Origin of the sequence: Gilliamella sp. WF3-4 (assembly GCF_001690275.1) — a bacterium.
GTDB lineage: Bacteria > Pseudomonadota > Gammaproteobacteria > Enterobacterales > Orbaceae > Gilliamella > Gilliamella apicola_C.
Window position 1 is genome coordinate 60,642 of sequence record NZ_LZGW01000030.1, and the last position, 25,059, is coordinate 85,700.

19 protein-coding genes are annotated in these 25,059 nt (G+C 36.7%); 13 read left to right on the forward strand and 6 right to left on the reverse strand.

Features of this window, described 5'->3' with window-relative positions:
- Positions 1-2 precede the first annotated feature (2 nt).
- Together A9G47_RS06630 and rraA are read left to right on the forward strand one after the other, a co-directional pair.
- Complete coding sequence (locus tag A9G47_RS06630; RefSeq protein WP_065568262.1) at positions 3-1,157, forward strand: ABC transporter permease; 1,155 nt, start codon at positions 3-5, stop codon at positions 1,155-1,157.
- Between the two features lie 296 nt (positions 1,158-1,453).
- Positions 1,454-1,945 carry a ribonuclease E activity regulator RraA gene (gene rraA / locus A9G47_RS06635; protein WP_065568263.1) on the forward strand — a complete coding sequence of 164 codons (492 nt, stop codon included), beginning with the start codon at positions 1,454-1,456 and terminating at the stop codon, positions 1,943-1,945.
- 88 nt (positions 1,946-2,033) lie between these two features.
- Here the strand turns inward: rraA and dprA are convergent, their stop codons facing one another.
- On the reverse strand, positions 2,034-3,137 hold the full coding sequence (dprA, locus tag A9G47_RS06640; RefSeq protein ID WP_218057443.1) for a DNA-processing protein DprA: 1,104 nt from the start codon (positions 3,135-3,137) through the stop codon (positions 2,034-2,036).
- 161 nt (positions 3,138-3,298) lie between these two features.
- Here dprA and def point away from each other — a divergent pair, with 161 nt between their 5' ends.
- Positions 3,299-3,811 carry a peptide deformylase gene (gene def, locus A9G47_RS06645; protein ID WP_065568264.1) on the forward strand — a complete coding sequence of 171 codons (513 nt, stop codon included), beginning with the start codon at positions 3,299-3,301 and terminating at the stop codon, positions 3,809-3,811.
- Between the two features lie 42 nt (positions 3,812-3,853).
- On the opposite strand, the gene grpE is transcribed toward def, so the two are convergent.
- Entirely contained in the window at positions 3,854-4,438 is a 585-nt protein-coding gene (grpE, locus tag A9G47_RS06650; protein ID WP_065642485.1) for a nucleotide exchange factor GrpE, read from the reverse strand.
- A 156-nt stretch (positions 4,439-4,594) separates the two neighbouring features.
- Here grpE and nadK point away from each other — a divergent pair, with 156 nt between their 5' ends.
- Complete coding sequence (nadK, locus tag A9G47_RS06655) at positions 4,595-5,473, forward strand: NAD(+) kinase (protein ID WP_065579843.1); 879 nt, start codon at positions 4,595-4,597, stop codon at positions 5,471-5,473.
- 493 nt (positions 5,474-5,966) lie between these two features.
- On the opposite strand, the gene A9G47_RS06660 is transcribed toward nadK, so the two are convergent.
- Positions 5,967-6,464, reverse strand: coding sequence for a phosphatidylglycerophosphatase A family protein (locus A9G47_RS06660; protein ID WP_065642486.1), 498 nt, complete (start codon positions 6,462-6,464; stop codon positions 5,967-5,969).
- Positions 6,465-6,560: 96 nt separating this feature from the next.
- Positions 6,561-7,571: an ornithine carbamoyltransferase gene (argF, locus tag A9G47_RS06665; protein ID WP_065642487.1), complete on the reverse strand. Its 1,011-nt coding sequence runs from the start codon at positions 7,569-7,571 to the stop codon at positions 6,561-6,563.
- A 268-nt stretch (positions 7,572-7,839) separates the two neighbouring features.
- Here argF and carA point away from each other — a divergent pair, with 268 nt between their 5' ends.
- The 9 genes from carA to cas6f all read left to right on the forward strand — a co-directional run bounded on the left by carA (position 7,840) and on the right by cas6f (position 21,496).
- Entirely contained in the window at positions 7,840-9,000 is a 1,161-nt protein-coding gene (carA, locus tag A9G47_RS06670) for a glutamine-hydrolyzing carbamoyl-phosphate synthase small subunit (RefSeq protein WP_065642488.1), read from the forward strand.
- 2 nt (positions 9,001-9,002) lie between these two features.
- On the forward strand, positions 9,003-12,218 hold the full coding sequence (carB, locus tag A9G47_RS06675) for a carbamoyl-phosphate synthase large subunit (protein WP_065642489.1): 3,216 nt from the start codon (positions 9,003-9,005) through the stop codon (positions 12,216-12,218).
- Between the two features lie 294 nt (positions 12,219-12,512).
- On the forward strand, positions 12,513-13,466 hold the full coding sequence (cas1f, locus tag A9G47_RS06680) for a type I-F CRISPR-associated endonuclease Cas1f (RefSeq protein WP_065642490.1): 954 nt from the start codon (positions 12,513-12,515) through the stop codon (positions 13,464-13,466).
- Positions 13,463-16,774: a type I-F CRISPR-associated helicase Cas3f gene (cas3f, locus tag A9G47_RS06685; RefSeq protein ID WP_065642491.1), complete on the forward strand. Its 3,312-nt coding sequence runs from the start codon at positions 13,463-13,465 to the stop codon at positions 16,772-16,774. The genes cas1f and cas3f overlap by 4 nt, the downstream gene beginning before the upstream one ends.
- 385 nt (positions 16,775-17,159) lie before the next feature.
- Positions 17,160-17,480, forward strand: a complete 321-nt coding sequence (locus tag A9G47_RS06690) for a hypothetical protein (protein ID WP_065579849.1) — start codon at positions 17,160-17,162, stop codon at positions 17,478-17,480.
- 68 nt (positions 17,481-17,548) lie between these two features.
- Complete coding sequence (gene csy1, locus A9G47_RS06695; RefSeq protein ID WP_065579850.1) at positions 17,549-18,928, forward strand: type I-F CRISPR-associated protein Csy1; 1,380 nt, start codon at positions 17,549-17,551, stop codon at positions 18,926-18,928.
- Positions 18,928-19,851 (forward strand): type I-F CRISPR-associated protein Csy2, encoded by a 924-nt coding sequence (csy2, locus tag A9G47_RS06700; protein ID WP_065642492.1) that lies wholly within the window; start codon positions 18,928-18,930, stop codon positions 19,849-19,851. The genes csy1 and csy2 overlap by 1 nt, the downstream gene beginning before the upstream one ends.
- Before the next feature lie 35 nt (positions 19,852-19,886).
- Positions 19,887-20,921, forward strand: coding sequence for a type I-F CRISPR-associated protein Csy3 (gene csy3 / locus A9G47_RS06705; RefSeq protein WP_065642493.1), 1,035 nt, complete (start codon positions 19,887-19,889; stop codon positions 20,919-20,921).
- A gap of 5 nt (positions 20,922-20,926) precedes the next feature.
- On the forward strand, positions 20,927-21,496 hold the full coding sequence (gene cas6f / locus A9G47_RS06710) for a type I-F CRISPR-associated endoribonuclease Cas6/Csy4 (protein ID WP_065642494.1): 570 nt from the start codon (positions 20,927-20,929) through the stop codon (positions 21,494-21,496).
- A 281-nt stretch (positions 21,497-21,777) separates the two neighbouring features.
- Here cas6f and flhA read toward each other — a convergent pair whose 3' ends face one another.
- Both flhA and flhB read right to left on the reverse strand, forming a co-directional pair.
- Entirely contained in the window at positions 21,778-23,865 is a 2,088-nt protein-coding gene (flhA, locus tag A9G47_RS06715) for a flagellar biosynthesis protein FlhA (RefSeq protein ID WP_065642495.1), read from the reverse strand.
- Positions 23,866-23,882: 17 nt separating this feature from the next.
- Positions 23,883-25,013: a flagellar biosynthesis protein FlhB gene (flhB, locus tag A9G47_RS06720; protein ID WP_065642496.1), complete on the reverse strand. Its 1,131-nt coding sequence runs from the start codon at positions 25,011-25,013 to the stop codon at positions 23,883-23,885.
- Between the last annotated feature and the right edge of the window lie 46 nt (positions 25,014-25,059).

A 25,059-nucleotide genomic window follows, 5' to 3' on the forward strand; every position in this document is an offset into this window, starting at 1 on the left:
AGATGCTTAAAATATTTTGGTCTTCATTTGTAAAAATATTTTTGCTTATGTTAGTGAGACCAAGGTGGTTATTGTTAATCTTATCTGTCTCATTGATGAGTTTAGTTTATAGTAATGGAACTATAACCAGCTTGCCAGTAGCCATCGTCGATCAAGATCATACACCAACAAGTCGAGGTTTAATTCGCTCTTTAAATACTAGCTCTAAAATCGAGACCATCATATATGAAAGCTCTCTACAAGCTTATGATGATATTAATAATCATAAACTGTTTGCGGTATTTACTATTCCAAGAGATTTTGAAAAACGATTATTAAAGGGCGAAGAGGTCACAATTCCTGCATACGGCGATGCCTCAAGCCGTTTAGCTAATGGCTTAATACAAGTTGATATAAAAGGAATCTATCAACAGATATTAACTGAATATAATACTAGAATAATGCGTAATAGTGGTTTTTCAGATAAGCAGATTAAGATTATTTTATCGCCAATTAATGGTCAAACTGAACCACTTTATAATGCGGGGGTTAGCTTTGCTGCCATTACTTTTCCTGGCTTATTAGTGATGTTATTGCAACACTCATTTTTAATTGCTTCAACGCGTACTAACATTACTTTAAACTCACTACCGAAAGGTAAACCACCGAAAATAGTCATATTTGGTAGTTTATGTGGTCTTATACCGATCTGGTTATTTTTATCCATTGTTCTGTTTGGTTTATGGCCTTGGGCACTTGGCTATCGACAACTCGCCAATATTCCAGAAATTTTAATCATGACATTTCCATTATTGCTTGGTGTTTTAGGGCTCAGTAAATTGCTGACTGAATGTTTACGTAAAACCGAAATGATCTATTTGACACTCGCATTTTTGACAACACCCGTATTTTATTTATCGGGTACAATTTGGCCACTTGATGCCATGCCTTTTGGGGTACAAATAGTTTCTAAAATGTTACCATCAACTTGGGCAACTAATATGATAGCAGGTGTCAATCAAATGGGATTAAGCTTAAAAGATAATTTATTTAATGTATTTATGATTTTGTTGCTTGGGATTATATACGGTTCACTAGGCTTTTTTATTGCAGCATTGCGAGAAGGTCGAGTAAGAAAATTTTTTAAAAACTCAACGTCTAAATATAGAAAAATATAATAATCAATAGATTATCAATAATATAAAATATAAATCGAGTAGCTTATTGTTATTGGCTTTACTGATTGATATTAAATATTGCTATGATGATTTAAATTGATCGTTAATAACTTTTGATTAGTATAAGAGTGGTACAAGCTTAGTACAAGCAGTTCGGCTTGTTTTATTGGTTAATTTATTTTATTGTTTGAGAATTATCTTGAATTAGCATTTGTTTATTTAAATTTAATATCGTTTTACTTGTATTCGCGTTATACTAAATAAACTTATATACCACAGCAAAAGGAGACTTGATAATGGAGTTTGATACTTCAGTTCTTTGCGATTATTACCCAGAAGATGTTAACGTTGTTGAACCAATATTTAGTAATTTTGGCGGTGTGACATCATTTTCAGGTCAAGCTGTAACAGTTAAATGTTTTGAAGATAACGGGCTACTATACGAAATTTTACAATCGGACGGTTCAGGTAAAATACTTGTTATTGATGGTGGTGGTTCTGTTCGTCGTGCATTAATTGATGCAGAGCTAATCGATATTGCCGTGCAAAATCAGTGGGAAGGGATTATTGTTTATGGCGCTGTTCGTCAAGTTGATCACCTAGCTGAAGCTGACATTGGTATTCAAGCGCTGGCAGCAATTCCAGTTGGCGCTGAAGATCAAGGCATCGGTGAAATCGATATTCGAGTTAACTTTGGTGGCGTAACTTTCTTTTCTGGTGATTTTATCTATGCTGATAACACTGGTATTATTTTATCTGAAATTGCGCTCGAAATTGAAGATAAATAAAAAATAACCTATACCGCCGAAGCCTATCGGCGGGTTTTATATTTAAATGCGCACTTTTCTAAAATTTTTAACAAGGATTTTGTTAATGCTAAATTATTCGATTACGAATATAACCGCCAGTTACTGTTTTAATCAGTCCCTCTAATTCCATATCTAATAATTTCGTTGTCACTTCGGAAATCGGTAAATTGACTTGCTGAGCAATAATATCAATAGGAATAGGTTGGTGGTGAATCACAGCAAAAATTTCCGGGTACAAAATAGAATGGCTTGGTGCTTCTTTAATTGAATTAAGCGAGTTATTTACTACTGATAAATAGTTATAATAATGCTCTAAAATATCAGTAGGCTTAGAAACCAAATAAGCGCCTTGTTTAATTAAATAATGAGTTCCACTACAGTTTTCATTATCAATATCGCTAGGTAAGGCAAAGACATCGCGATTTTGTTCAAGTGCATAGCGTGCTGTAATTAGTGAACCACTTTTTTCTGATGCTTCAATCACAAAAGTACCTAAACTTAATCCGCTAATAATTCGGTTTCGACGAGGGAAATAGACTGATCTGGCTTTTTCAAATGGTAGAAATTCAGAAACAATGGCGCCACCTTGTGACAAAATATCATTGGCTAAGCTTAAATTTGATCTTGGGGCAATCTTGGCTAATCCACTGCCTAGAACTGCAATAGTCGGGCCAGATACTTCAAGCGCACCACGATGGCAAATTGCATCTAACCCTAATGCCAGACCACTAGTTATAGTTAAACCATTCATAGCTAGTTCACCAGCAAAATATCGCCCCCATTGTGCTCCGTATTCACTAAATTCGCGACTGCCCACCATTGCCAATTGAGGAGAATCTAATAACTGCCGATTACCTAAAACAAATAATAATAAAGGCGGAGAATCAATTTGCTTAAGTAGTAAGGGATAATCATTATCGCAATAGGCAATAAGATATTTTGGTGGAAAAGGTGAATCTAACCATTCAAGTATTGGCTCAAAATGTAGGTATGATGTTTCATAAAAAAGCGCTAATTGAATGTCTGATAATCCTAGTTTATTTAATAGAAGAGAGACATCTTTTATGCTACTAGGTAAACCGTTAGCAAAAAGTTGCATAATTTTTTCAAAAATGGCTCGTTTTCCATATCTAAGCATTGAAATTCGTAATAAAAATTCATATTTACTCATCATAACCCTTTTTTATATACAGCTTAAACAGGCGTCATATCTTGAATTGATAAGATATATTTTATCAATAGCCAACAAGGGCTATTCATCAGTATGATAAATGTTTACAATGAATAATAGATGGAATAAACCCGAAATTTGAGGAGTAGATCGAATAATTTATGGCTATTTTACCAGTATTACGTTTTCCTGATGAGCGACTTCGCAAAGTTGCTAAGCCTGTTACCAAATTTACACCAGAGTTACAAACCATTATTGACAACATGATTGAAACCATGTACGCCGAAAATGGTATTGGCCTGGCTTCTACCCAAGTCGATGTGCATGAACAAATTATCGTAATTGATGTATCAGAAGACAAAAGCCACGTTTATGTGATTATCAACCCAGAAGTCATTAGCCAAGAAGGTGAGACAGGTATTGAGGAAGGCTGTCTATCGGTACCTGATTGCCGTGGTTTTGTGCCAAGAGCTGAAAAGATTAAAATTAAAGCACTTGATCGTAATGGCAATCCTTACGAAATTGACGCTGATGATCTATTGGCTATTTGTATTCAACACGAAATGGATCACTTAAAAGGTAAGCTTTTTGTCGATTATCTTTCACCATTAAAACGCCAACGAATCGAACAAAAAATGAAAAAACTTGCCCGAGAAGAGCAACGCAGTAAATAAAATTAACCGCCAGTACTTGGCGGTTAAACTCATTACGCTTAGCTATTTAGCGACAATAACCATGGCAGGGCGAATTAAACGGCCATTTAAGGTATAGCCTTTCTGAATGGTATTAACAATTTGTCCTGACTGATGTTCAGGTGATTCAACCATGCTAATTGCTTGATGCATATCAGGGTTTAATTGAGAATCTTCGGTATTAATCACTTCAATACCAAATTTTTTGACAGTGTCTAAGAATGATTTTAATGTCAGTTCTAATCCTTCAACTGTCGCTTTATGTTCTGGATTGGTTTTATCTGTAGATTCTAAAGCGCGTTCTAAATTATCAATAACGGGTAATAATTCGTTAGAAAATTTTTCGAGTGCAAACTTACGCGCTTTATCAACATCTTGCTCGACTCGTTTACGAACATTATCAATTTCAGCTCGCGCACGAATCATGGCTTCACTTTCATTTTTTTTCGCTAATTGCAATGCTTGTTCAAGCTCTGCAATACGGGCATCTTTTGCACTTAATTGTTCTTCAAGATTTGGTTGCGCCGGCGCTTCTTGCTCGGCTGTTGCTTCTACTGGTGTGTCAATGTTAGTTTCATTTTCTGACATATTTTTATCTTGCTCTGTCATAGGGTACTCCAAATAATGTAGTCGAAAACTTAGTGAATAACGGTTATTATGGGGGCAATTTTTATGATTACAAGCTTATCATCATATTGATATGTGATTTTTTGAATTATTATCAAAAAATACAGATGGTTATGTAAAAAATAACAAGGATATTTTATGGATACACCATTTAAATGTATTGGCTTAATTGGGCTTCCGCGTAAATTAGAAGCAATAGAAACTCATCAAGTGCTTTATGATTGGCTTGTTAAACTTGGTATTCGCGTGCTGGTTGAAGATCGCTTAGCGAATCACATTCAATTTTCTGTTAGCCACTACGCTTCGTTGGAAACAATTGGTGAGCAAGCCGATCTCGCTATTGTTGTCGGGGGAGATGGAAATATGTTGCATTCAGCTAGGCGCCTATCGCACTATAAAATCAAAGTGATTGGCGTCAATCGCGGTAACCTCGGTTTTTTAACTGATATTTCTCATGAACAAGTGATTGAACAATTAAGCCCTGTTATTGCTGGTAAATATGAGGATGATCCCCGCTTTTTGTTAGAAGTGTCTATTTATGATAATGGTAACTTGATTAACTCAAGTTTTGCTGTCAACGAAATTGTTGTTACTCCTAATACCGTTGCGCATATGATTGACTATGATGTCTACATTAATGAACGCAATGCGTTTTCACAGCGAGCAGATGGGTTGATTATTGCCACACCGACCGGCTCCACTGCTTATTCACTATCAGCGGGCGGTCCTATTTTAGCTCCTCATTTAGATGCATTAATTATTACACCAATGTTTCCACATTCATTAGCGGTCAGACCATTAGTGATCAAAAGTGATAATGCTATCCGCTTAAAATTCCCAACGACAGCACTGGATCTTAATATTGCTTGTGATAGCCAAATTATTTTGCCTGTCAAACCCACACAAGATGTGATTATTCGCCGTTCTTCGTATGAGTTTAATTTAATTCATTCTAAGGAGTATGATTATTTTAATAATCTTTCAAGCAAATTAGGATGGTCACAAAAGATGTTTTAGCTAGTGTTGTCAAAAAATTTCAGAGAAATAGGCATGTCAATATCAGATCATTGATCCTTGCCTTATTGGCGACATAAACCCCATCTAATTGCCCAAGCTTAGTGTACGATATTAGAAACTAGGGCTATGATGTATCAGAAAGAATATAAATTAAGCATGATAAAAATCATTCAGAAAAGTCATTGATTTTATTGAAGTTTTTATTTTGTTGATTATCAGCAATAATATTCATCTTTTTTACCACAAGTCTATCGCATGATGTACGGCCCAATACATTAAATAGGCCGTTTAATCCTGTTGAACTCAACCTAGTTTGGATGACCGACATCACGGATATTCCCCCCCCCCTCGTGAAGGTGGGGTATACTTCGGTGTAATGATTTACTCGGTCGAAAAGCGATCTGCCAGCAAACATACCTTATTTCGTCGTCAATTTAGCGCATTGATAGTGGCAGTTTTGTCTTATAGTTTGGTGAGGATCACGCTTCATCTCTTAAAGAATAAATGTCATCGCATAAACAGTAAATGAGGAAAAGATAGCGGCAATTACATCATCTACCATAATGCCAAATCCACCTGGCACCCGTTTATCAAACCAGCGAATAGGCCAAGGCTTTACCATGTCAAAAACTCTAAATGCTAAAAAAGCGATAGTAACCCATAAAATAGTCAGCTGAGGAATAAAAAATAGCGTGATCCACATTCCGACAAATTCATCCCAAACAATGTGACCTGAATCGTGAGTATGGGTATCATCTGATGTTTTTTGACAAATAAAACAGCCAAAAATAAAAGTCACTAAAATAAATATCCAATACAAAACGGGTTGTAAACCATAAAACAATAGCCAAAGTGGAATAGCCATCAGTGACCCCATCGTACCTGGCATTATTGACGATAAACCACTACCTAACCCTACCGCTAAAAAATGGATTGGGTTGGTGAGTTTTAGGTGTTTCTTAAAATCTTTATTTCGTTCTTGTTTTGTCATAATTTCATTTTTTTAGGTAAAATTATGCCGACGTTAAGCCGGCAAAAAACTAGCTGCTTATTTTAACTAAGCATTCTTGTATTGATTATGACAATATTATTCATCTTTGGTTAATGTTGCAACCATTACCGCTTTGATCGTATGTAGGCGGTTTTCCGCTTCATCAAACACGATGCTATGTTTAGATTCAAAAACTTCATCAGTCACTTCTAATCCATTGTTTAAACCATATTGCGCAGCCATTTGTTTACCAATTGTGGTATTGATATCATGAAAAGCAGGCAGGCAGTGCATAAATTTAACATTTGGATTACCAGTGAGTTTAATCACGTTTTGATTTACTTGATATGGCGTTAATAATTTAATTCGCTCATCCCAAACATTTTTAGGTTCGCCCATTGACACCCATACGTCCGTGTATAAAAAGTCAACATCTTTAACGCCTTGGGCAACCTCTTCAGTTAAGATAATTTTTGCTCCTGTCGTTTTAGCGATATCTTGGCACTTTTGCACAAGGTCAGCTTCAGGTTGGCAAGCTTTTGGGGCAACTAATCGAATTTCCATTCCCATTAATGCCGCGCCTTCCATTAATGAATTCCCCATGTTATTTTGTGCATCGCCTAAATAAGCAAATTTAATACTGTTTAATGGGCGATCGCCGATATGCTCTTGCATTGTCATAAAATCGGCTAATATTTGCGTTGGATGTGCTTCGGTTGTTAAACCATTCCATACTGGCACGCCTGCATATTGAGCTAAGGTTTCAACGATATCTTGCCCATAACCTCGATACTCAATACCATCATACATTCTTCCAAGCACACGCGCTGTATCTGCAATCGATTCTTTATGGCCAATTTGGCTGCCACTTGGTCCTAAATAGGTGACTTGAGCGCCTTGATCAAACGCACCCACTTCAAAAGCGCAGCGGGTACGAGTTGAATCTTTTTCGAAAATAAGGACGATATTTTTACCAACTAAATGTTTTTTTTCGTTACCTTGTTTTTTGGCTTTTTTTAGTTCGATAGCCAGTTCAATCAATTGATTAATTTCTGCTGGAGTAAAGTCGAGTAAACGTAAAAAATGGCGTTGATAAAAACCGTGCATATTGAGCTCCTAAAAAGCGGTAAATTTCGTTAAGATTTTATTTGAATAATTATGCAATTTCAAGTTAAACCTTCTAGATTTATTTGATATTATTTTTACGCGTTGAATTGTCTAAAATTTTAGATTTTGTCATTTGGTTATTTTTTATAATATTGCTTTTTTTGTTTAAAAAAGTGTAATAATATGATTAAATATTGTATTATCAAAAAACAATTAAATTGAATTTTTATTCACATTTATTGGTTGTTTAATCAAAGGTAGCTTAATCATGCAAACTTATGCCCTCCTTATGTTGCAAGACGGTTCGCAATTTATTGGTAAATCTATTGGTGCTAACGGACAAACTGTTGGTGAGGTGGTGTTTAATACGTCAATGACTGGCTATCAAGAAATCCTGACCGATCCTTCTTACAGTGAACAAATCGTTACGTTAACGTACCCACATATTGGTAATGTTGGCACCAATAGTGCTGATGCCGAAGCAAATCATGTTTATGCAAAAGGGTTGATTATTCGTGATTTGCCATTATTAGCCAGCAATTACCGCAGTGAATTAGATCTTTCTAGTTATTTAAAACAACATAATGTCATTGCCATTGCTGATATTGATACTCGTCGTTTAACACGTATATTACGCGAAAAAGGGGCGCAACATGGTGTGATTATTACCGCAAATGATAAACAGGCTTTATTCGATAAAGCCGAAAAAACCAAACAACAGGCATTAGATTATAACGGATTAAGTGGTTTAGATTTGGCTAAAGAAGTCACTTGCAAGGAAAGCTACGTATGGACTTGCGGTATTTGGACAAGGCAACAGGAGCATCCTACACCAAAACCTGAAAGTGAGCTGCCATATCATGTTGTGGCTTATGATTTTGGTGTTAAACAAAATATATTGAGGATGTTAGTTGAACGTGGATGCAAGTTAACGGTTGTACCCGCTAAAACACTTGCAAGGGATGTGTTAGCGTTACATCCAGATGGTCTGTTTTTATCAAATGGTCCAGGTGATCCTGCACCTTGTACCTATGCCATTGATGCAATAAAACAGTTCTTAACAACCGATATTCCGATCTTTGGCATCTGTTTGGGGCATCAACTATTAGCATTAGCTTGCGGTGCAAAAACGGTCAAAATGAAATTTGGCCATCATGGTGGTAACCATCCTGTTAAAGATCTAGAAAATAATCGAGTAATGATTACCGCACAAAATCATGGATTTGCGGTAGATGAGGGGACATTGCCAGCTCATTTACGCGTTACACATAAATCGCTATTTGATGGATCATTACAAGGTATTCATCATAATCAAAAACCCGCATTTAGTTTTCAGGGGCACCCTGAAGCCAGTCCGGGACCGCATGATGCGGCACCACTTTTTGACCATTTTATTGAATTAATCAAAATTTATAAGCAGGAGCAATAAGCATGGCTAAGCGAACAGATATCAAAAGCATATTAATTATTGGCGCTGGTCCAATTGTTATCGGCCAAGCATGTGAATTTGATTATTCGGGTGCACAAGCCTGTAAAGCGCTGCGTGAAGAAGGCTATCGCGTTATTTTAGTTAACTCCAACCCAGCAACGATTATGACCGATCCTGAAATGGCTGATGCCACCTACATTGAGCCAATTCATTGGACCTGTGTCCGCAAAATTATTGAGCAAGAAAGGCCTGATGCTATTTTACCCACTATGGGTGGGCAGACCGCTTTAAATTGCGCATTAGAGTTGGAAAAGCAAGGGGTATTAACAGAGTTTAATGTTGAAATGATTGGTGCCACTGCTGATGCCATTGATAAAGCCGAAGATCGAAAACGTTTTGATCAGGCGATGAAAAAGATTGGGCTTGATACGGCGCGTTCAGGAATTGCTCATTCACTTAAAGAAGCTTACGCCGTTCTTGAACAAGTTGGCTTTCCTTGCATTATTCGCCCGTCATTTACCATGGGCGGAACCGGTGGTGGTATTGCGTATAACACAGAAGAATTTGATGAAATCTGTACACGAGGGCTCGATCTTTCTCCCACTAATGAACTGCTCATTGATGAATCATTAATCGGTTGGAAAGAGTACGAAATGGAAGTTGTACGAGACAAGAATGACAATTGTATTATTGTGTGCTCAATTGAAAATTTCGATGCCATGGGGATCCACACTGGGGATTCCATTACGGTTGCGCCAGCTCAAACGTTGACGGATAAAGAGTATCAAATCATGCGTAATGCATCGATTGCTGTATTACGTGAAATTGGCGTTGAAACGGGTGGATCGAATGTACAATTTTCGGTTGACCCTAAAACTGGACGATTAATTGTTATTGAGATGAATCCTCGGGTATCACGTTCATCTGCATTAGCTTCTAAAGCGACAGGCTTTCCAATAGCTAAAATTGCCGCTAAGTTGGCAGTCGGTTATACACTCGATGAGCTTTCTAATGATATTACTAGTGGTAAAACCCCCGCCTCGTTTGAACCGTCCATTGATTATGTCGTGACGAAAATACCACGCTTTAATTTTGAAAAATTTGCTGGGTGTAATGATCGCTTGACTACCCAAATGAAATCGGTTGGGGAAGTGATGGCAATTGGTCGCACTTTTCAAGAATCAATACAAAAAGCATTGCGAGGGCTTGAAGTTGGTGTTTCGGGATTTGATCCTAAAATTGATGATTACACTGATGAAAAAAATATTGCCAAAATTCGTTATGAACTTCAAGAAGCGGGTGCCGATCGTATTTGGTATATTGCCGATGCTTTTCGAGCTGGTTTAACGCTTGATGAAATCTTTTTATTAACGCATATTGATCGCTGGTTCTTAGTCCAAATTGAAGAATTAGTACAAATAGAAAATCGATTAAAACAACAAACAATTAACAAGTTAGATGAAGAACAATTATGGCAACTTAAACGCAAAGGTTTTTCTGATTTACGTATTGCAAAACTGATCAACTCTACCGAACAAGCCGTTCGTCATTTACGGCATCAATACCATATCCATCCTGTTTATAAACGTGTTGATACTTGTGCTGCTGAATTTGCAACCGACACGGCCTATCTGTACTCAACCTATGAACAGGAATGCGAAGCTAAGCCTCAATTTCGTCGTAAAAAAATCATGATATTAGGCGGTGGTCCTAATCGGATTGGTCAAGGTATTGAGTTTGATTATTGCTGTGTACATGCGGCATTGGCACTACGTGAAGATGGTTATGAAACCATTATGGTCAACTGCAACCCTGAAACTGTGTCAACTGATTATGATACTTCTGACCGCCTCTATTTTGAACCAGTTACTCTCGAAGATGTGCTTGAAATTGCGCATATTGAAAAACCAAATGGCGTTATTGTGCAATACGGTGGACAAACGCCGCTAAAATTGGCTCATGCACTTAAAGTCGCTGGATTACCCATTATTGGTACCTCACCCGATGCTATAGATAAAGCAGAAGATCGCCAGCGTTTCCAAGAAGTCGTCGATAAATTGAAATTAAAACAACCAGCTAATGCAACGGTGACCGATATTGATGAAGCTATCACCAAAGCGGAAAAAGTCGGTTACCCATTAGTGGTTAGGCCATCTTATGTATTAGGTGGTCGGGCAATGGAAATTGTCTATAATGAGCAAGATTTACGGCGTTATTTTAAAACAGCGGTAAGTGAATCGAATAATGCCCCTGTCTTACTTGATCACTTTTTAGATGATGCCATTGAAGTGGATATTGATGTGATTGCTGATGGTGAACAAATTGTCATTGGTGGTATTATGGAACATATTGAACAAGCAGGGATCCACTCTGGCGATTCAGCTTGTTCATTACCTACACACACACTAACCTCAGAAATTTTAGACCAACTCAGGCAACAGGCCAAACAGTTAGCACTTGAGCTTGATGTGAAAGGCTTAATGAATGGACAGTTTGCTGTTAAAGATAACCAGATTTATTTAATCGAAATCAACCCGCGAGCAGCTCGCACTGTCCCTTTTGTCTCAAAAGCAACTGGCTTACCACTCGCTAAAATCGCCGCACGAGTCATGGTAGGCATAACCTTGGCACAACAAAATGTAACTAAAGAAGTCATTCCTTCTTATTACTCAGTAAAAGAAGTGGTCTTACCGTTTAATAAATTTAGTGGCGTTGATCCTATCTTAGGACCTGAAATGCGCTCAACAGGTGAAGTTATGGGCATCGGTAAAACCTTTGCTGAAGCCTTTGCCAAAGCACAACTTGGTAGTTTATCAAATATGAAAAAATCAGGGAAAGCGCTACTATCTGTGCGTGACCAAGATAAAACAAGGCTGTTAGTCGTCGCTAAACGATTAATTGCTCATGGATTTTCTATTGATGCCACCATCGGAACGGCAAAAGTGCTACAACAAGCTGATATACCATGCCAAATTGTTAAAAAAGAAAACGAAGGGCGTCCAAATATCCACGATCATATAAAAAATGGGGAATATAGTTATATCCTTAACACCACATCAGGACGAGCAGCTATTGAGGCATCCAAAATATTGCGCCGAAGTGCCATTCAATATAAGGTGCATTACGATACGACAATGAATGCAGCTTATGCCACAACAGCAGCGTTAGATTACGATCCTACGCATAACGTAACACCACTACAGGCGCTTTATCCATAGCCTAAAAGACGAGCAATGCTCGTCTTTTATAATCTATTAACTGATATAATCGATTAACTTAAATTAGCTTGCCGGTGAATTTTCTGCTGACATCGTCCAAATATCTGCCTCAGCTACATCATGAATATGATTTGCAAAATTATAACAACGTTGAAAAAGCTTATTATCAAGATTGCTTTGCTAAAGTAAAAATAATGAACTCACTGCTTGCAACCACAAGAAAAAGCTCGTTTTTTCTGCAATATCGTGTTAATTTATTTATTATATTTTAATTAATTTAACAAGTTATCATATATGGATATGATTCATTCCTCTGATCTAAAAACGATCATGCATTCCAAGCGTGCCAATATTTATTATTTAGAGCATTGCCGTGTTTTGGTTAATGGTGGGCGTGTTGAGTATGTGACGGAGCAAGGGCAACAGTCTTTATATTGGAATATCCCAATAGCTAATACTACCTGTATTTTATTAGGCACCGGAACGTCATTAACGCAAGCAGCCGTGCGAGAGCTTTCACGTGCAGGCGTCATGATAGGTTTTTGTGGAGGAGGCGGAACCCCACTTTTTTCATCAACTGAATCTGAGTTTGCCTGTCAATTTTTTTCGCCACAAAGTGAATATCGCCCTACAGAGTATCTACAAAGCTGGTGTCAATTTTGGTTTGATGACAAGCGTCGGTTACAAGCAGCTAAGCTATTACAACAAACACGGCTTAAGATTATTAGCGAATGTTGGCCAAAATTTGATTGGGATATCGACAAAACGAAATTAGAGCAAATCCTTGTGGATGCAACACAACAATTTACTGATGTGGATAATAGCCAAGCACTTTTAGCCGCTGAAGGGCGAATTAGCAAACGCCTTTATGGCATGGCAAATCAATTAACACTACAAGATGATAAATTTAAGCGTGAGCATGGTACGCATGGTAAAAGTCATGACCCGGCTAATCAATTTTTAGATCATGGTAACTACTTAGCCTATGGCCTTGGTGCAACGGCTTGTTGGGTATTGGGGTTACCCCACGGGCTGGCTATTTTACACGGAAAAACTCGGCGTGGTGGTTTAGTTTTTGATGCGGCTGATATTATCAAAGATGGCATTGTATTACCCCAAGCCTTTTTATCAGCTAAACAAGGGGATAGTGAAAAAGAATTTCGTATGGCGTGCATTGCGCAATTTGCCCAATTAGAAGCACTCGATAAAATTATTGATACCTTAAAACAGATAGCCGATCAAATATGAACATTTTACTTGTTAGCCAATGCAAAAAGAACGCCTTAACCGAAACACGGCGAATTATCGATCAGTTTGCTGAACGTTGTGGAGAACGCACATGGCAAAGCCCAATGACCGAAGCCGGTCTACAAACACTCTATAAATTGTTACGCAAAACCGCACGAAAAAATACCGCGGTTGCCTGCTATTGGACACATGGTAAAAATTTAACTGATCTTTTGTGGATTGTGGGCGATCGCAGTCAATTTAATCAAGAAGGGCGCGTCCCAACCAACCGTACGCGGCGTAATATTTTACGTAGTGATAGCGAAAATTATTGGCAATATGCAACCACTATTCAATTAATTACAACCATAGCGGCACTACTTCATGATTTAGGTAAAGCAACGATTGGTTTTCAATCTAAATTACGAGCAGAAACGGCTGTAGCTGCTGATCCTTACCGACATGAATGGATTTCGTTGCAATTATTTTTATTAATGATTCAAGACTGCACCACCAACGAAGCCTTATTTAATCGATTAGCAAATTTTACTGAATATCGACAACAGCATCCTCATTGGTACAAACAGCTCACCCAAGTCGAAAAAAATGATCTTACCCAATTGCCTTTATTGGCACAGTGGATCGCGTGGCTCATTGTGTCGCATCATCGAATGCCGTTTTTATCGGTCTCATTAGATGGCGATAAAGGAAAGAAGCAAAAGCAAGAATTATATCTTTCAGGTTTAAAAACAACAACTTTCTATAGAATACTAACAGCTGTTGATAAATGGGTTAAAAACAGCTATAGCCAACACTCATCCCCCAACGATTTTTGGCAACTAAAAAGTGATATCACCTTAAGCCAACCTTGGCTTAAAAAATTAAGCCGTTATGCAACCAAAGCTCTAAACCATATTCCTTTAATGCACTTATCTACTATTGACCCGTTTTTATTGCATATTTCGCGCTTAGGTTTAATGGTGGCTGATCATAACTATTCTAGTTTGTCTTTAGCAAATAAAGAAGCTGACGTAAATAAATCCATATTGATTGCCAACACAAATTACCAAAAAAAGCCTAAACAGTGTTTAGATGATCATTTAATTGGGGTCGCTGATTTAGCGGCTCGTTTTGCTCGTTTATTACCTAAAATAATCACCGAATTACCTGCCATCAATCAACATAAACCTTTTACCAAACGAACAACTATAAAACGATTCCAATGGCAAAATCACGCGTTTGATTTAGTCAAAAGTTATCAACAACTATCTGATGAATGTGGCTTTTTTGGTGTGAATATGGCATCGACTGGCTGCGGTAAAACTTTAGCCAATGGGCGGATTATGTATGCGCTTTCAAATCCTAAACGGGGCGTGCGCTTTACCATTGCATTGGGATTACGTGTTTTAACGTTGCAAACCGGTAAAGCATTAAGAGAAAGATTACACTTAAGTGATGAACATCTAGCAATTTTAGTGGGTGGGCGTGCCACAAAAACCTTGTTTGAGCTGAGTAATGAAGACATTGAACAAAACGATTCAGAAAACCAAGGTAGTGAATCTATCGAATCGTTACTTGATGAATATCTTGATGTAGCAGAAAGTGGTATTGCGGATTGTGAGTTAGGGACTATTATCGAAGACAGTAAAGCACGGCAATTACTTTATGCGCCCATTGTGACATGCACTATTGACCATATTATTCAAGCGAGTGAATGTGGGCGTGGTGGTAAATATATTGCACCCACGTTAAGATTGTTAACCTCAGATTTGATTTTAGATGAGCCAGATGATTTTGATCAACATGACTTACCTGCACTGGCTCGCTTGGTGCATTTAGCTGGGTTATTTGGTAGCAAAGTGCTACTCTCATCAGCAACCTTAACACCAGATTTAATTGCCGGATTATTTGATGCTTACCAAGCAGGGCGAAAAATTTGGAATCAAAATAACCAATATGCCAATAATACCATTATATGTGGTTGGTTTGATGAATATGAACAGTCGATATCACCAATTGCTGATACTAAAACGTTTAGCGATCATCATCAGCAATTTGTAGCAATGCGCATTCATCAATTAGAACAGAGCGCAATCCGTCGTCAAGGGCATATTTTGGATCTACTAAATTACCAAGAAAATAAAACAGAAAACCAAAAAATCAATTATGGTGTGCTGGCTAAACAATTATTAGATCAAGCTTATCAATTTCACCAAGATCATCATCAAATAGATAAAAAATCACAAAAAAAGGTAAGTATTGGTTTAATGCGTTTTGCCCATACCGAAGATGTTATTTCACTTACAGAACAAATTTATGCCCAAACCAAGTTACCTACTGATACTGCTTTTCATATCGTGGTTTATCATGCTCGGCAACTGCTATTATTGCGTAGCCAGTTAGAAGAAAAACTTGATAGAATTTTAAATCGCAGTGATGAACAGGCATTATTTCATCAGCCTGAAATTATCAATGCCATCAAAGATAGCGATAAACAAAACCATATTTTTATTGTTATCGGTACGCCAGTGACCGAAGTCGGACGCGATCACGATTATGATTGGGCAATTGTTGAACCATCATCCATGCGCTCTATTATCCAGCTAGTGGGGCGAGTATGGCGTCACCGACCACAAAAAATGGCACAAAAAGCCAATGTGGCGATATTAGGATCGAATTTAACGGCAATTAAAGCTAATTATCGTACGGATAAGGCCTGTTTTACTAAGCCTGGATTTGAAGAAGAGTCATTATTCTTGCTGAAAACCCATAAAACAAATGAACTCATTCCAGCTTATCAGTTAGTTAATATAGATGCGGTTCCACGTATTAAGTCTTGCCCTGAAGATGGGCTAACGCTCGCCGAATTAGAACATAAGGTCATGGCAAATCTGTTTGCGATTCATGCCCGTAAAAGTAATTATGTTACCAGCTATTGGCAACCAGACTTAGCTCATCACCATTGTGTACATTTACAGGCAATTTCACCATTTAGAGGAAGTGATAAAACACAAGATGAATATATCTGCCAACTTGATGATGATGGCGATTATCAATTTAGCTATGCAGATATCGCATGGCAAACACCAGATGAGCGCTGCCCAAGTACTCAAAATAACCAAATCAAATACAAACACTGGTTATTTGAAAATCCGCAAGTGAAACCATGGTTAGAAAATAGTGTAGAACAAGCCATAACAAAAATAGCGGAACATTTCCCCAATAAAAACTTATACCGATTAGCCAATGAGTTTTGTAGTGTCAGCTTATATCGGAATAGCAATTGGCATTTTCATCCTTATTTTGGTTTTTATAAAAAGAAAGGATAAAAGAATATTGTTTTATACTGAAACACATAGTTACCTGAAACTTTTTTGAGAAAATATCAGCAGGTGAATAATGGTTGCTAGTAAAAGCGAGGTAATTCTTTTATACTTGATGGCACTGCTGTGTAAGCAGTTTAGAAACATTAAATTTTTGTTTTAATTTAATAGTTCCACCGCCGCATAGGCGGTTTTTATTTGTCAATAACGCTTAATTTATTAAAATAACATTCCCATTAAATTTTATTTTTAATTTATTATTGATCTATTTGCTTCTTTCGTATATATTTGTTTCGTGGTTTACTCACAAATATTAAGAAGCTCTTATCCGATGTTTACGTCATTTGATAAGAGCATATTTCAACCTAGGCATAAATGAAGGAGAAATACTATGTCTAATAATAAATATTTTGTTATACCTCGTCAAATTTCTTTTGATAAAGAATTACTAAATCAAGTACAAAAATTTGTTATTGATTCACCCGCTGCTAATGATGAATTGATTGTTTTATCAGTGCAGTCTAAATATTATTCAATTCGAGATCTAATGAAAATTCTAAATATTTCGACAATTAAAGAAATTAAATATTTGATTAAGAAATTAAAGCTTGAACAAGATAATTATAGATATCTTAATTCCAATAAAGAATGGGTGTATAACAGTAATGCTTTAAATATATTGAATTTATACTTAAAATTTAAAGCAGCATAGCATTAAATTAAAGGCTTATATTTAATGATATAAGCCTTTTTAATTTCGAAAAAATATAAGGAGGGTCAATGAACAATATTTCTTGGCAAGATATAAGAAAGGTAATTTTAGACTTTCTACAACAACGGCTTGCCAATAATAGTAATTATAAAAGTGAAACTGCTAAGCTAGAAAAAGCAAAAGAGGCGGGTGATTTAGTTGCAGTTAATGAAGCTCAGCAAAAATTAGATGAGTTAGCCAAGCGATTTGATTTTGAAACGTGGATGGAAGATGCAGCAACAAGGAGAATATTTTGGATTTCTTTATGTCATTTTATATCAAAAGGAATTCATTCTTCTAGCTTGGGTGATAATATTAATCATTCAACTCGATCACAACCAACAGGACAGCAATATATTTCTTCAGCAACACCTACAATTATTCCGATAGATTGCTCAGGGAATGCGGCTGCCCTTGATATTTTTTCTTTATTAAATCAATCTATTAAAGATGATATAACATTTTTACAATTGATAGTAGATGAGCATCCAGCTATTTTACCCGCTCTTTCAGATGATCGACAAAAAGCATCGCTTTATTTAGCTAATTTTAAAAAAGCAATCTTTAATGATTTTAGCAAACCTAAAACCTCGGAATTGAATAAGCAATTATATTGGACGAATAGTGAAGAGACTTATTTATCTGATCAAGAAAATAATTATCGATTATTAATTCCTTTGCATCCGAGCTCATTGTGTCATTTGGTTTATCAAAAAGTACAATCACGATTTTCAGAAGAAAATAAATATGCACGAGAATTGCGTAAGAAAAAGGATGTTGTACATCAACCTTATTTTTCTTTTCATGATTTAGCCGTTGTTAAATTGGGAGGAAGTAATCCTCAAGGCGTAAGCCAGTTAACTAGTAATCAGGGCGGGCGCAACTTTTTATTACCCTCAATGCCGCCAAAATTGGCTAAAACTGCTTTTCCTTCAATTTCAAACTTTAAGGAAACTATTTTTGATCAAGCTCTTCAATATTATTGCCGATATGGTTTTAAATTATTATTTGAGACAGTTCAAGACAAAAAAAATAATTTCTTAGTAAGAAATAAGAGAAAAGAGGCATTTTTTATCATTTTAACATTAGTTCTTAAGTTTGCGGCACATATCCAAAAAACCAAAGATGCCGGTTGGAGTCGGGAATCTTCGCTTAAATTTTCGCAACAACTTTGGCTTGATCCAAAACGAGCACTATTGGATGGTGAAACAGATTTTAAACTAAGATACGAACAAGGTGATTGGCAACAAGAGCTAGAAAAACAATTTGCCTCTTGGATTCAAACGATTTTAAAAAATAAATTCAAAAATATTGAAAAACAATTTGATGATGTTGAATATAGTGAATGGCGAAGTGAATTTAATGCGGCAGTAAAAGCGAGCCAACGCAAAAGAGAGGGGATATTTTAATGGCATCATTAACTTATTATTTATTCTTTGATCATGTCCAAATTCATAATGCTAATGCAATCTCTAGCCCATTAACCTATGGATTCCCTGCTATTTCAGGATTTTTAGGGGCGATTCATGCTTTAAGTCGAAAAATTGAATCAGAAAATCCAATCTATTTAGATGGTGTGTTAATTGCATGTCATGAATGTGATGTACAAGTTTATCGACCAAGCAACTATGCGGATTATACGTTTCGATTAACGCGCAATCCACTCTCTAAAAATGGCAGTACTCGTTCCATTATTGAAGAAGGGCGCGCTCATTTAGATGTTTCATTACTTGTCGAGGTAAAAATTGAAGATCCGGAGACATTATATGACGTCGAGCAAAAACAAGCATTTATCCAACAAATGGAACAGAAGCTTTACCAACAACGTATAGCGGGTGGTCATGTGGTATTTATTGGCGATGTCAAATTAATTTCTTCTGATGAACCAGATATTGATTTAGCTAATTTATTATTACCGGCATTTGTTTTAGTTGAAGCACCACAAGATTTACAAGATATTACTGCTGAATTGCAGCAACAAGATCCTAATGCTACCGCACTGGATGCATTAATTGAAACGGCAATGCTACACCATAATCCGCAAGAAGATGGGCATTGGCAAACAACGTCGGTTAAGCAAGATCGTGGTTGGCTTGTTCCTTTACATTTGGGCTATCAAGCAATTTCGCCGCTGTTTGCTGCAGGTAAGGTTGAACATGCACGCAGTAATGAACATGCCACGCAATTTGTGGAGTGTATATATGGGCTGGGTAAATGGGTCTTTCCTTTGCGTTTGCAAGAGAATTTATCACAAGCTTTTTGGCGTTATCAATGTAGTCAATTACAATCAAATGATGCAGAAATTTATATTATCAATCAAGAAACCAATTAAGTAAATTTAGAAAATTATAGAATAAGGAATACATTATGAGTAAAGATAAAATCACCACCGCCAGCGTACTTGCTTTTGAACGTAGTTTTGATATTTCAGATGCGATTTTTGCACAGCAGGATCCTAAAGATAGCAATAAATTATCCTCTGTTGTGGTCACTGAAAAATCAGTGCGAGGCACTATTTCAAATCGCCTTAAAAATGCAGTAGCCAACGATCCAACCAAATTAGATGCTGAAATACAAAAACCAAATTTACAGACAGTTGATGTTGCAGCATTAGATGCCGATAAAGAGACTTTAGTGATTAAATGGAGCTGTAAAGTATTACCTTTTTTAGGTAAACCGTCGGTATGTAATGAAATTGAATATCAAGAAGCGTTAGAAAAAACAACCCAAGATTATATCCAAACACAAGGGTTGACTGCGTTGGCTAAGCGTTATGCCATTAATATCTTAAATGGTCGTTGGTTATGGCGTAACCGTATGGCAGCGGAGCAAATTAGCTTGTTAATTACTCGTAAAGTTGATAAAGATAATAAAGGTAGTAAGGATGAAAAAACAATCGCCGAAGTGAGTGATGTTAAACAATATCAACTTAACTCATTTGATTATGATGATAAAGCAGTAAATGCTCTCACTGCGCTGATTGAAGCAGGCTTATCAGGTAAAGAATTTGTGATTTTTAATGTTGAAGCTAAACTAAAAATGGGCTTAGGGCAAGAAGTTTACCCATCACAAGAATTAATTTTAGATACAGGTAAAACAAAAAGCAAAGTACTCTACGAAAAAAACAAACAAGCGGCCATGCATTCCCAAAAAGTCAGTAATGCCATTCGAACTATCGATACTTGGTATGACGATAATGCACCATTCCCAATCGCAATAGAACCGTATGGCTCGGTCACTTCAATGGGGCATGCTTTCCGTCAACCAAAACAGAAATTAGATTTTTATACTTTGTTTGATAATTGGGTATTAAAGGGTGAAAAACCAACGCTTGAGCAGCAACATTATGTGATTGCGGTATTAATTCGTGGTGGTGTATTTGGTGCCAGCGGTAAGGAGTAAATAAGATGCACTCACACTATTTAGAACTGAAAGCTATTTCGCAAATTGAAATCACCGAGGTGGATGTGATGAATCAAGTGATGCAGTCCCTCCACCAAATTTTGGTCAATCATCAAGGAAATATTGCAATAAGCTTTCCTTGCTATAATGTGCACCGAACATTAGGCGGAGTAATTCGCCTATTTGGTACCGAGCAGGAGCTACAAAACCTTAAAGCAGATATACAGCAAAAATCATCAATTAGTGATTATGCTTTACTGATGTCTATTGAAGCTATTCCCGTTACGATAAAAGGTTATTTACGTTTAATTCGTATTCATCCAAAAGGACAAAGCGCATTGAGGCGTGCTGAAAAACGATTAACAGCACAAGGTAAATGGTCGGCAGAGGTTAAACAAAAAATGATAGAAAAATGGGGAAGCGTTAATTTGCAATATCCCCATATTCACCTTGCTAGTAAAAGTACAGGGCAAAAGTTTATTTTGTGGTTAAAACAAGAAAAATGCTTAAAACCTGTATCAGGTACATTTAATAGCTATGGATTAAGCCAAACTGCTACCGTTCCCGATTTTTAAATTGGCAACCCTTTTTTTGAGGATAATTTTAACTAATTGATTATTATTGATATTAATATGAGCTCAAAAAAAGGGTAAAAATAGAGGAAAATATCGAAAGCTCTTTTACAATAAGGCAATTTTGCAAAAAAACTCTAGTTTACTGCCGCATAGGCAGTTTAGAAATGGGAAACGTAGAGAAATTTTTTATTTGGATAGTTTACTGCCGCATAGGCAGTTTAGAAAAAAGTGTTTCTAGTTTTTATTAACTGAAACACTTTATTATTAGTATCATCAAGTAACTATTCTGCACCAATTTGTGTACTCATTTTTATCTCTCGATTATCGGCGATTTCTAAATTTGACAATACGGCTAATTGAGGAAAATTCTGACGTAAAAATTGTGATAACATCGGTCTTAGTGTATGGTTCACTAATAATACTGGTGGAGCGCCGATTGCTTCTTGTTGATTAATGGCTTGCTTAACTTGCTCTATGATATGCTCAGCTAGTCCTGGCTCAAAATTGCTTGTATTTTGTAGAGCTTGTAATAATAAGCGTTCTAAATTGATATTTAATCCTATTACACTGATTGGATCTGAGCCCGGAAACCATTGTTGGGTGATAACTCTGCCTAAAGCTATTCTAACCATACTAAGTAATTGATAAGCATCATTTTGGGTAGGCGCATGTTCACAGATTGTTTCAATAATGGTACGCATGTCACGAATTGATACTTTTTCGGCGATCAAGTTTTGTAATATTTTATGAAAAGTGGTTAGTGTAATAACCCCAGGGATAAAATCTTCCACTAGTTTTGGAATATCTTGTTTGATTCTTTCGAGCAACTCTTGGGTTTCTAAGCGCCCTAATAGATCGCTGGCAAATTGTTGTAATAAATGATTAAAATGAGTGGCAATCATGGTACTTGTATCCACAACAGTGTAACCTAATATTTGTGCATTTTCCTTATTGCTTTCATCAATCCATATTGCAGGTAATCCAAAGGCGGGTTCAGTTGTTGGAATACCTTCGATAGTTTCGGTGACATTACCCGGATTAATAGCTAACCATTTATTATTAACAATTTCACCTTTGCCGATTTCGCCACCTTTGATAAATATCTTATATTGATAAGGTGCTAATGAAAGATTGTCTCTTATATGAACTTGGGGCGGTAAAAATCCCAGTGTTTGCGCAAATTTTTTGCGTAAACTGCGGATCCGACTGAGCAATTCACCGTTTTGGGTTTGATCTACCATAGGGATAAGCCCATATCCTACTTCCATTGCTAATATATCTTCAATATTAACATCGGACCACGTCGCTTCGATATTGGTTGGTGTAGTTGCTTGTGCATTAACTTGTTTGGGTTGCGTTGTTTGTTTTGTTTTTCTCTGTTTAGTTAGCCACCAAGAAAGTGATGATAAAATAGCGGTAAAGAGTAAAAATACTAAATTGGGCATACCAGGAATTAGCCCAAGTAAACCGATGACAACCGCGGTTAAAATTAATACTTGTGGATTGTTAAATAGCTGGCTGAGCATTTGTTCGCTGATATTGTCTTGTGATGATACACGCGTAACAATTACACCAGCTGCTGTTGAAATGATTAATGAAGGAATTTGCGCAACTAACCCATCACCAATAGTGAGTAATACATAGGTCTTACTCGCATCAGATAGTGTCATATCATGTTGGATAACTCCAACGAGTAATCCTCCAATAATGGTAATTGCCATTATCAATAACCCAGCGATAGCATCGCCACGGACAAATTTACTGGCACCATCCATTGAGCCATAAAAATCTGCCTCTTGACTTACTTCAGCTCGGCGTGCTTTGGCCTCGTCTTCTCCTATTAAACCGGCGTTAAGATCGGCATCAATAGCCATTTGTTTACCTGGCATACCATCTAAAGCGAAGCGTGCACCAACTTCAGCTATTCTACCTGCCCCTTTGGTGATGACCATAAAGTTAATGATAACTAAAATGATAAATACGACGATACCAATAGCAAAATTACCACCAACCAAAAAGTGCCCAAAGGCTTCAATAACGCGCCCAGCTGCAGCGCTACCAGTATGCCCTTTTAGTAATACCACTCGTGTCGATGCAACGTTTAACGAGAGCCTTAATAAGGTTGCAAACAATAAAACAGTTGGAAATGCGGCAAAATCAAGCACGCGTTTAGTAAATAATGCCACAATTAATATAATAATTGATAACGCAATATTAAACGTAAAAAATAGATCCAAAATAAATGCTGGGAGTGGTAATACCATCATTGAAAGAATCAATAAGATTAGCATTGGGCCAGCTAAGATCTGATAATGTCCATTCTTTAATGTATTTATTGATAATAAAGTCAGTAGTTTAGATTTAATCATAAGATTAGTAATTACCTTTATTTATTTTCGGATAATGATTCAGGTACAGGTAAATTATTCGGCACAGGTGGTTTATCACCGCCATATTTATGCCAATGTTTTAATTGATATACCCAAGCTAATATTTGTGCGACAGCAGTGTATAATTCAGTTGGAATCGTTTGCCCTATTTCGCCATGGCGATATAAAGCCCGCGCAAGAGGAGGGGCTTGTAATTGTGGGATATTATGCTCGCTGGCGATCTCTTTAATGCGTAAGGCAATGTTATCTGTTCCTTTTGCTAATAATTTAGGTGCAATCATTGTTTTTTCATCATATTGCAGAGCGACGGCGTAATGGGTTGGGTTGGTAACAATGACATTGGCTTTGGGCACATCTTTCATCATGCGGCGCCTAGCAATTGCTTGTTGCATTTGGCGAATACGTCCTTTAATTTGCGGATTTCCCTCTTGCTCTTTAAACTCATCTTTAATTTCTTGTTTTGACATTTTCAGTTTTTTTAAATTGCTCCATATTTGATAAAAGATGTCAAAACCAACCATTGGTGTTAAAGATATAACGCTTACAATTCCACAAAAGATCACTAGCTGTATTGCTTTTGCTAATGCATTATTTAAATGCATATTGGGTAATGAAAGCATGTCAGGAAAATGGTGCATTAAAAACAATGTTGAAGCGATAGCAATTAAAATAACTTTAAGTATACTTTTTAGTAACTCAGAAAAAATTTTAGTACTAAATAACCTACTCAACCCAGATATTGGATTGAGCTTTTTAAAATTTGGTTTAATTGATTGTAGGCTAAAAAGCAATCCCCCCACACAAAGCGGTGCAAAGAGAGCAATAATTACTAGCCCCAAAAAAATTGGTGCAATTGACAAAAAACCATGGGTGAATGAGTTGACTAAGTTGGAGATGATTAACTTCTCGTCTTTGACTTTGTACGAAAACTTCATTGCTGTTTTTATGATTGCGATTAACTGGTTAACTAAATATGAACCCATCAACCAAAACAAGGTCGTACCGATTAACAAGATTAATAACGAAGTTAATTCACGAGATCGAGGGATCTGTCCCTTTTCCCTAGCCTTTTTTATTTTGCTATCGGTGGGATGTTCGCTTTTATCTAGATCATTATCGTCAGCCATGATGAATTAAATGAAACTTCATAGTTTAATTAACGTTTACCATGCT

Excerpts from the sequence above, each read along its gene's own strand:
- A9G47_RS06630 (WP_065568262.1), top strand. The coding sequence starts at position 3 with ATGCTTAAAATATTTTGGTCTTCATTTGTAAAAATATTTTTGCTTATG.
- rraA (WP_065568263.1), top strand. The coding sequence starts at position 1,454 with ATGGAGTTTGATACTTCAGTTCTTTGCGATTATTACCCAGAAGATGTT.
- dprA (WP_218057443.1), bottom strand. The coding sequence starts at position 3,137 with ATGAGTAAATATGAATTTTTATTACGAATTTCAATGCTTAGATATGGA.
- def (WP_065568264.1), top strand. The coding sequence starts at position 3,299 with ATGGCTATTTTACCAGTATTACGTTTTCCTGATGAGCGACTTCGCAAA.
- grpE (WP_065642485.1), bottom strand. The coding sequence starts at position 4,438 with ATGACAGAGCAAGATAAAAATATGTCAGAAAATGAAACTAACATTGAC.
- nadK (WP_065579843.1), top strand. The coding sequence starts at position 4,595 with ATGGATACACCATTTAAATGTATTGGCTTAATTGGGCTTCCGCGTAAA.
- A9G47_RS06660 (WP_065642486.1), bottom strand. The coding sequence starts at position 6,464 with ATGACAAAACAAGAACGAAATAAAGATTTTAAGAAACACCTAAAACTC.
- argF (WP_065642487.1), bottom strand. The coding sequence starts at position 7,571 with ATGCACGGTTTTTATCAACGCCATTTTTTACGTTTACTCGACTTTACT.
- carA (WP_065642488.1), top strand. The coding sequence starts at position 7,840 with ATGCAAACTTATGCCCTCCTTATGTTGCAAGACGGTTCGCAATTTATT.
- carB (WP_065642489.1), top strand. The coding sequence starts at position 9,003 with ATGGCTAAGCGAACAGATATCAAAAGCATATTAATTATTGGCGCTGGT.
- cas1f (WP_065642490.1), top strand. The coding sequence starts at position 12,513 with ATGGATATGATTCATTCCTCTGATCTAAAAACGATCATGCATTCCAAG.
- cas3f (WP_065642491.1), top strand. The coding sequence starts at position 13,463 with ATGAACATTTTACTTGTTAGCCAATGCAAAAAGAACGCCTTAACCGAA.
- A9G47_RS06690 (WP_065579849.1), top strand. The coding sequence starts at position 17,160 with ATGTCTAATAATAAATATTTTGTTATACCTCGTCAAATTTCTTTTGAT.
- csy1 (WP_065579850.1), top strand. The coding sequence starts at position 17,549 with ATGAACAATATTTCTTGGCAAGATATAAGAAAGGTAATTTTAGACTTT.
- csy2 (WP_065642492.1), top strand. The coding sequence starts at position 18,928 with ATGGCATCATTAACTTATTATTTATTCTTTGATCATGTCCAAATTCAT.
- csy3 (WP_065642493.1), top strand. The coding sequence starts at position 19,887 with ATGAGTAAAGATAAAATCACCACCGCCAGCGTACTTGCTTTTGAACGT.
- cas6f (WP_065642494.1), top strand. The coding sequence starts at position 20,927 with ATGCACTCACACTATTTAGAACTGAAAGCTATTTCGCAAATTGAAATC.
- flhA (WP_065642495.1), bottom strand. The coding sequence starts at position 23,865 with ATGATTAAATCTAAACTACTGACTTTATTATCAATAAATACATTAAAG.
- flhB (WP_065642496.1), bottom strand. The coding sequence starts at position 25,013 with ATGGCTGACGATAATGATCTAGATAAAAGCGAACATCCCACCGATAGC.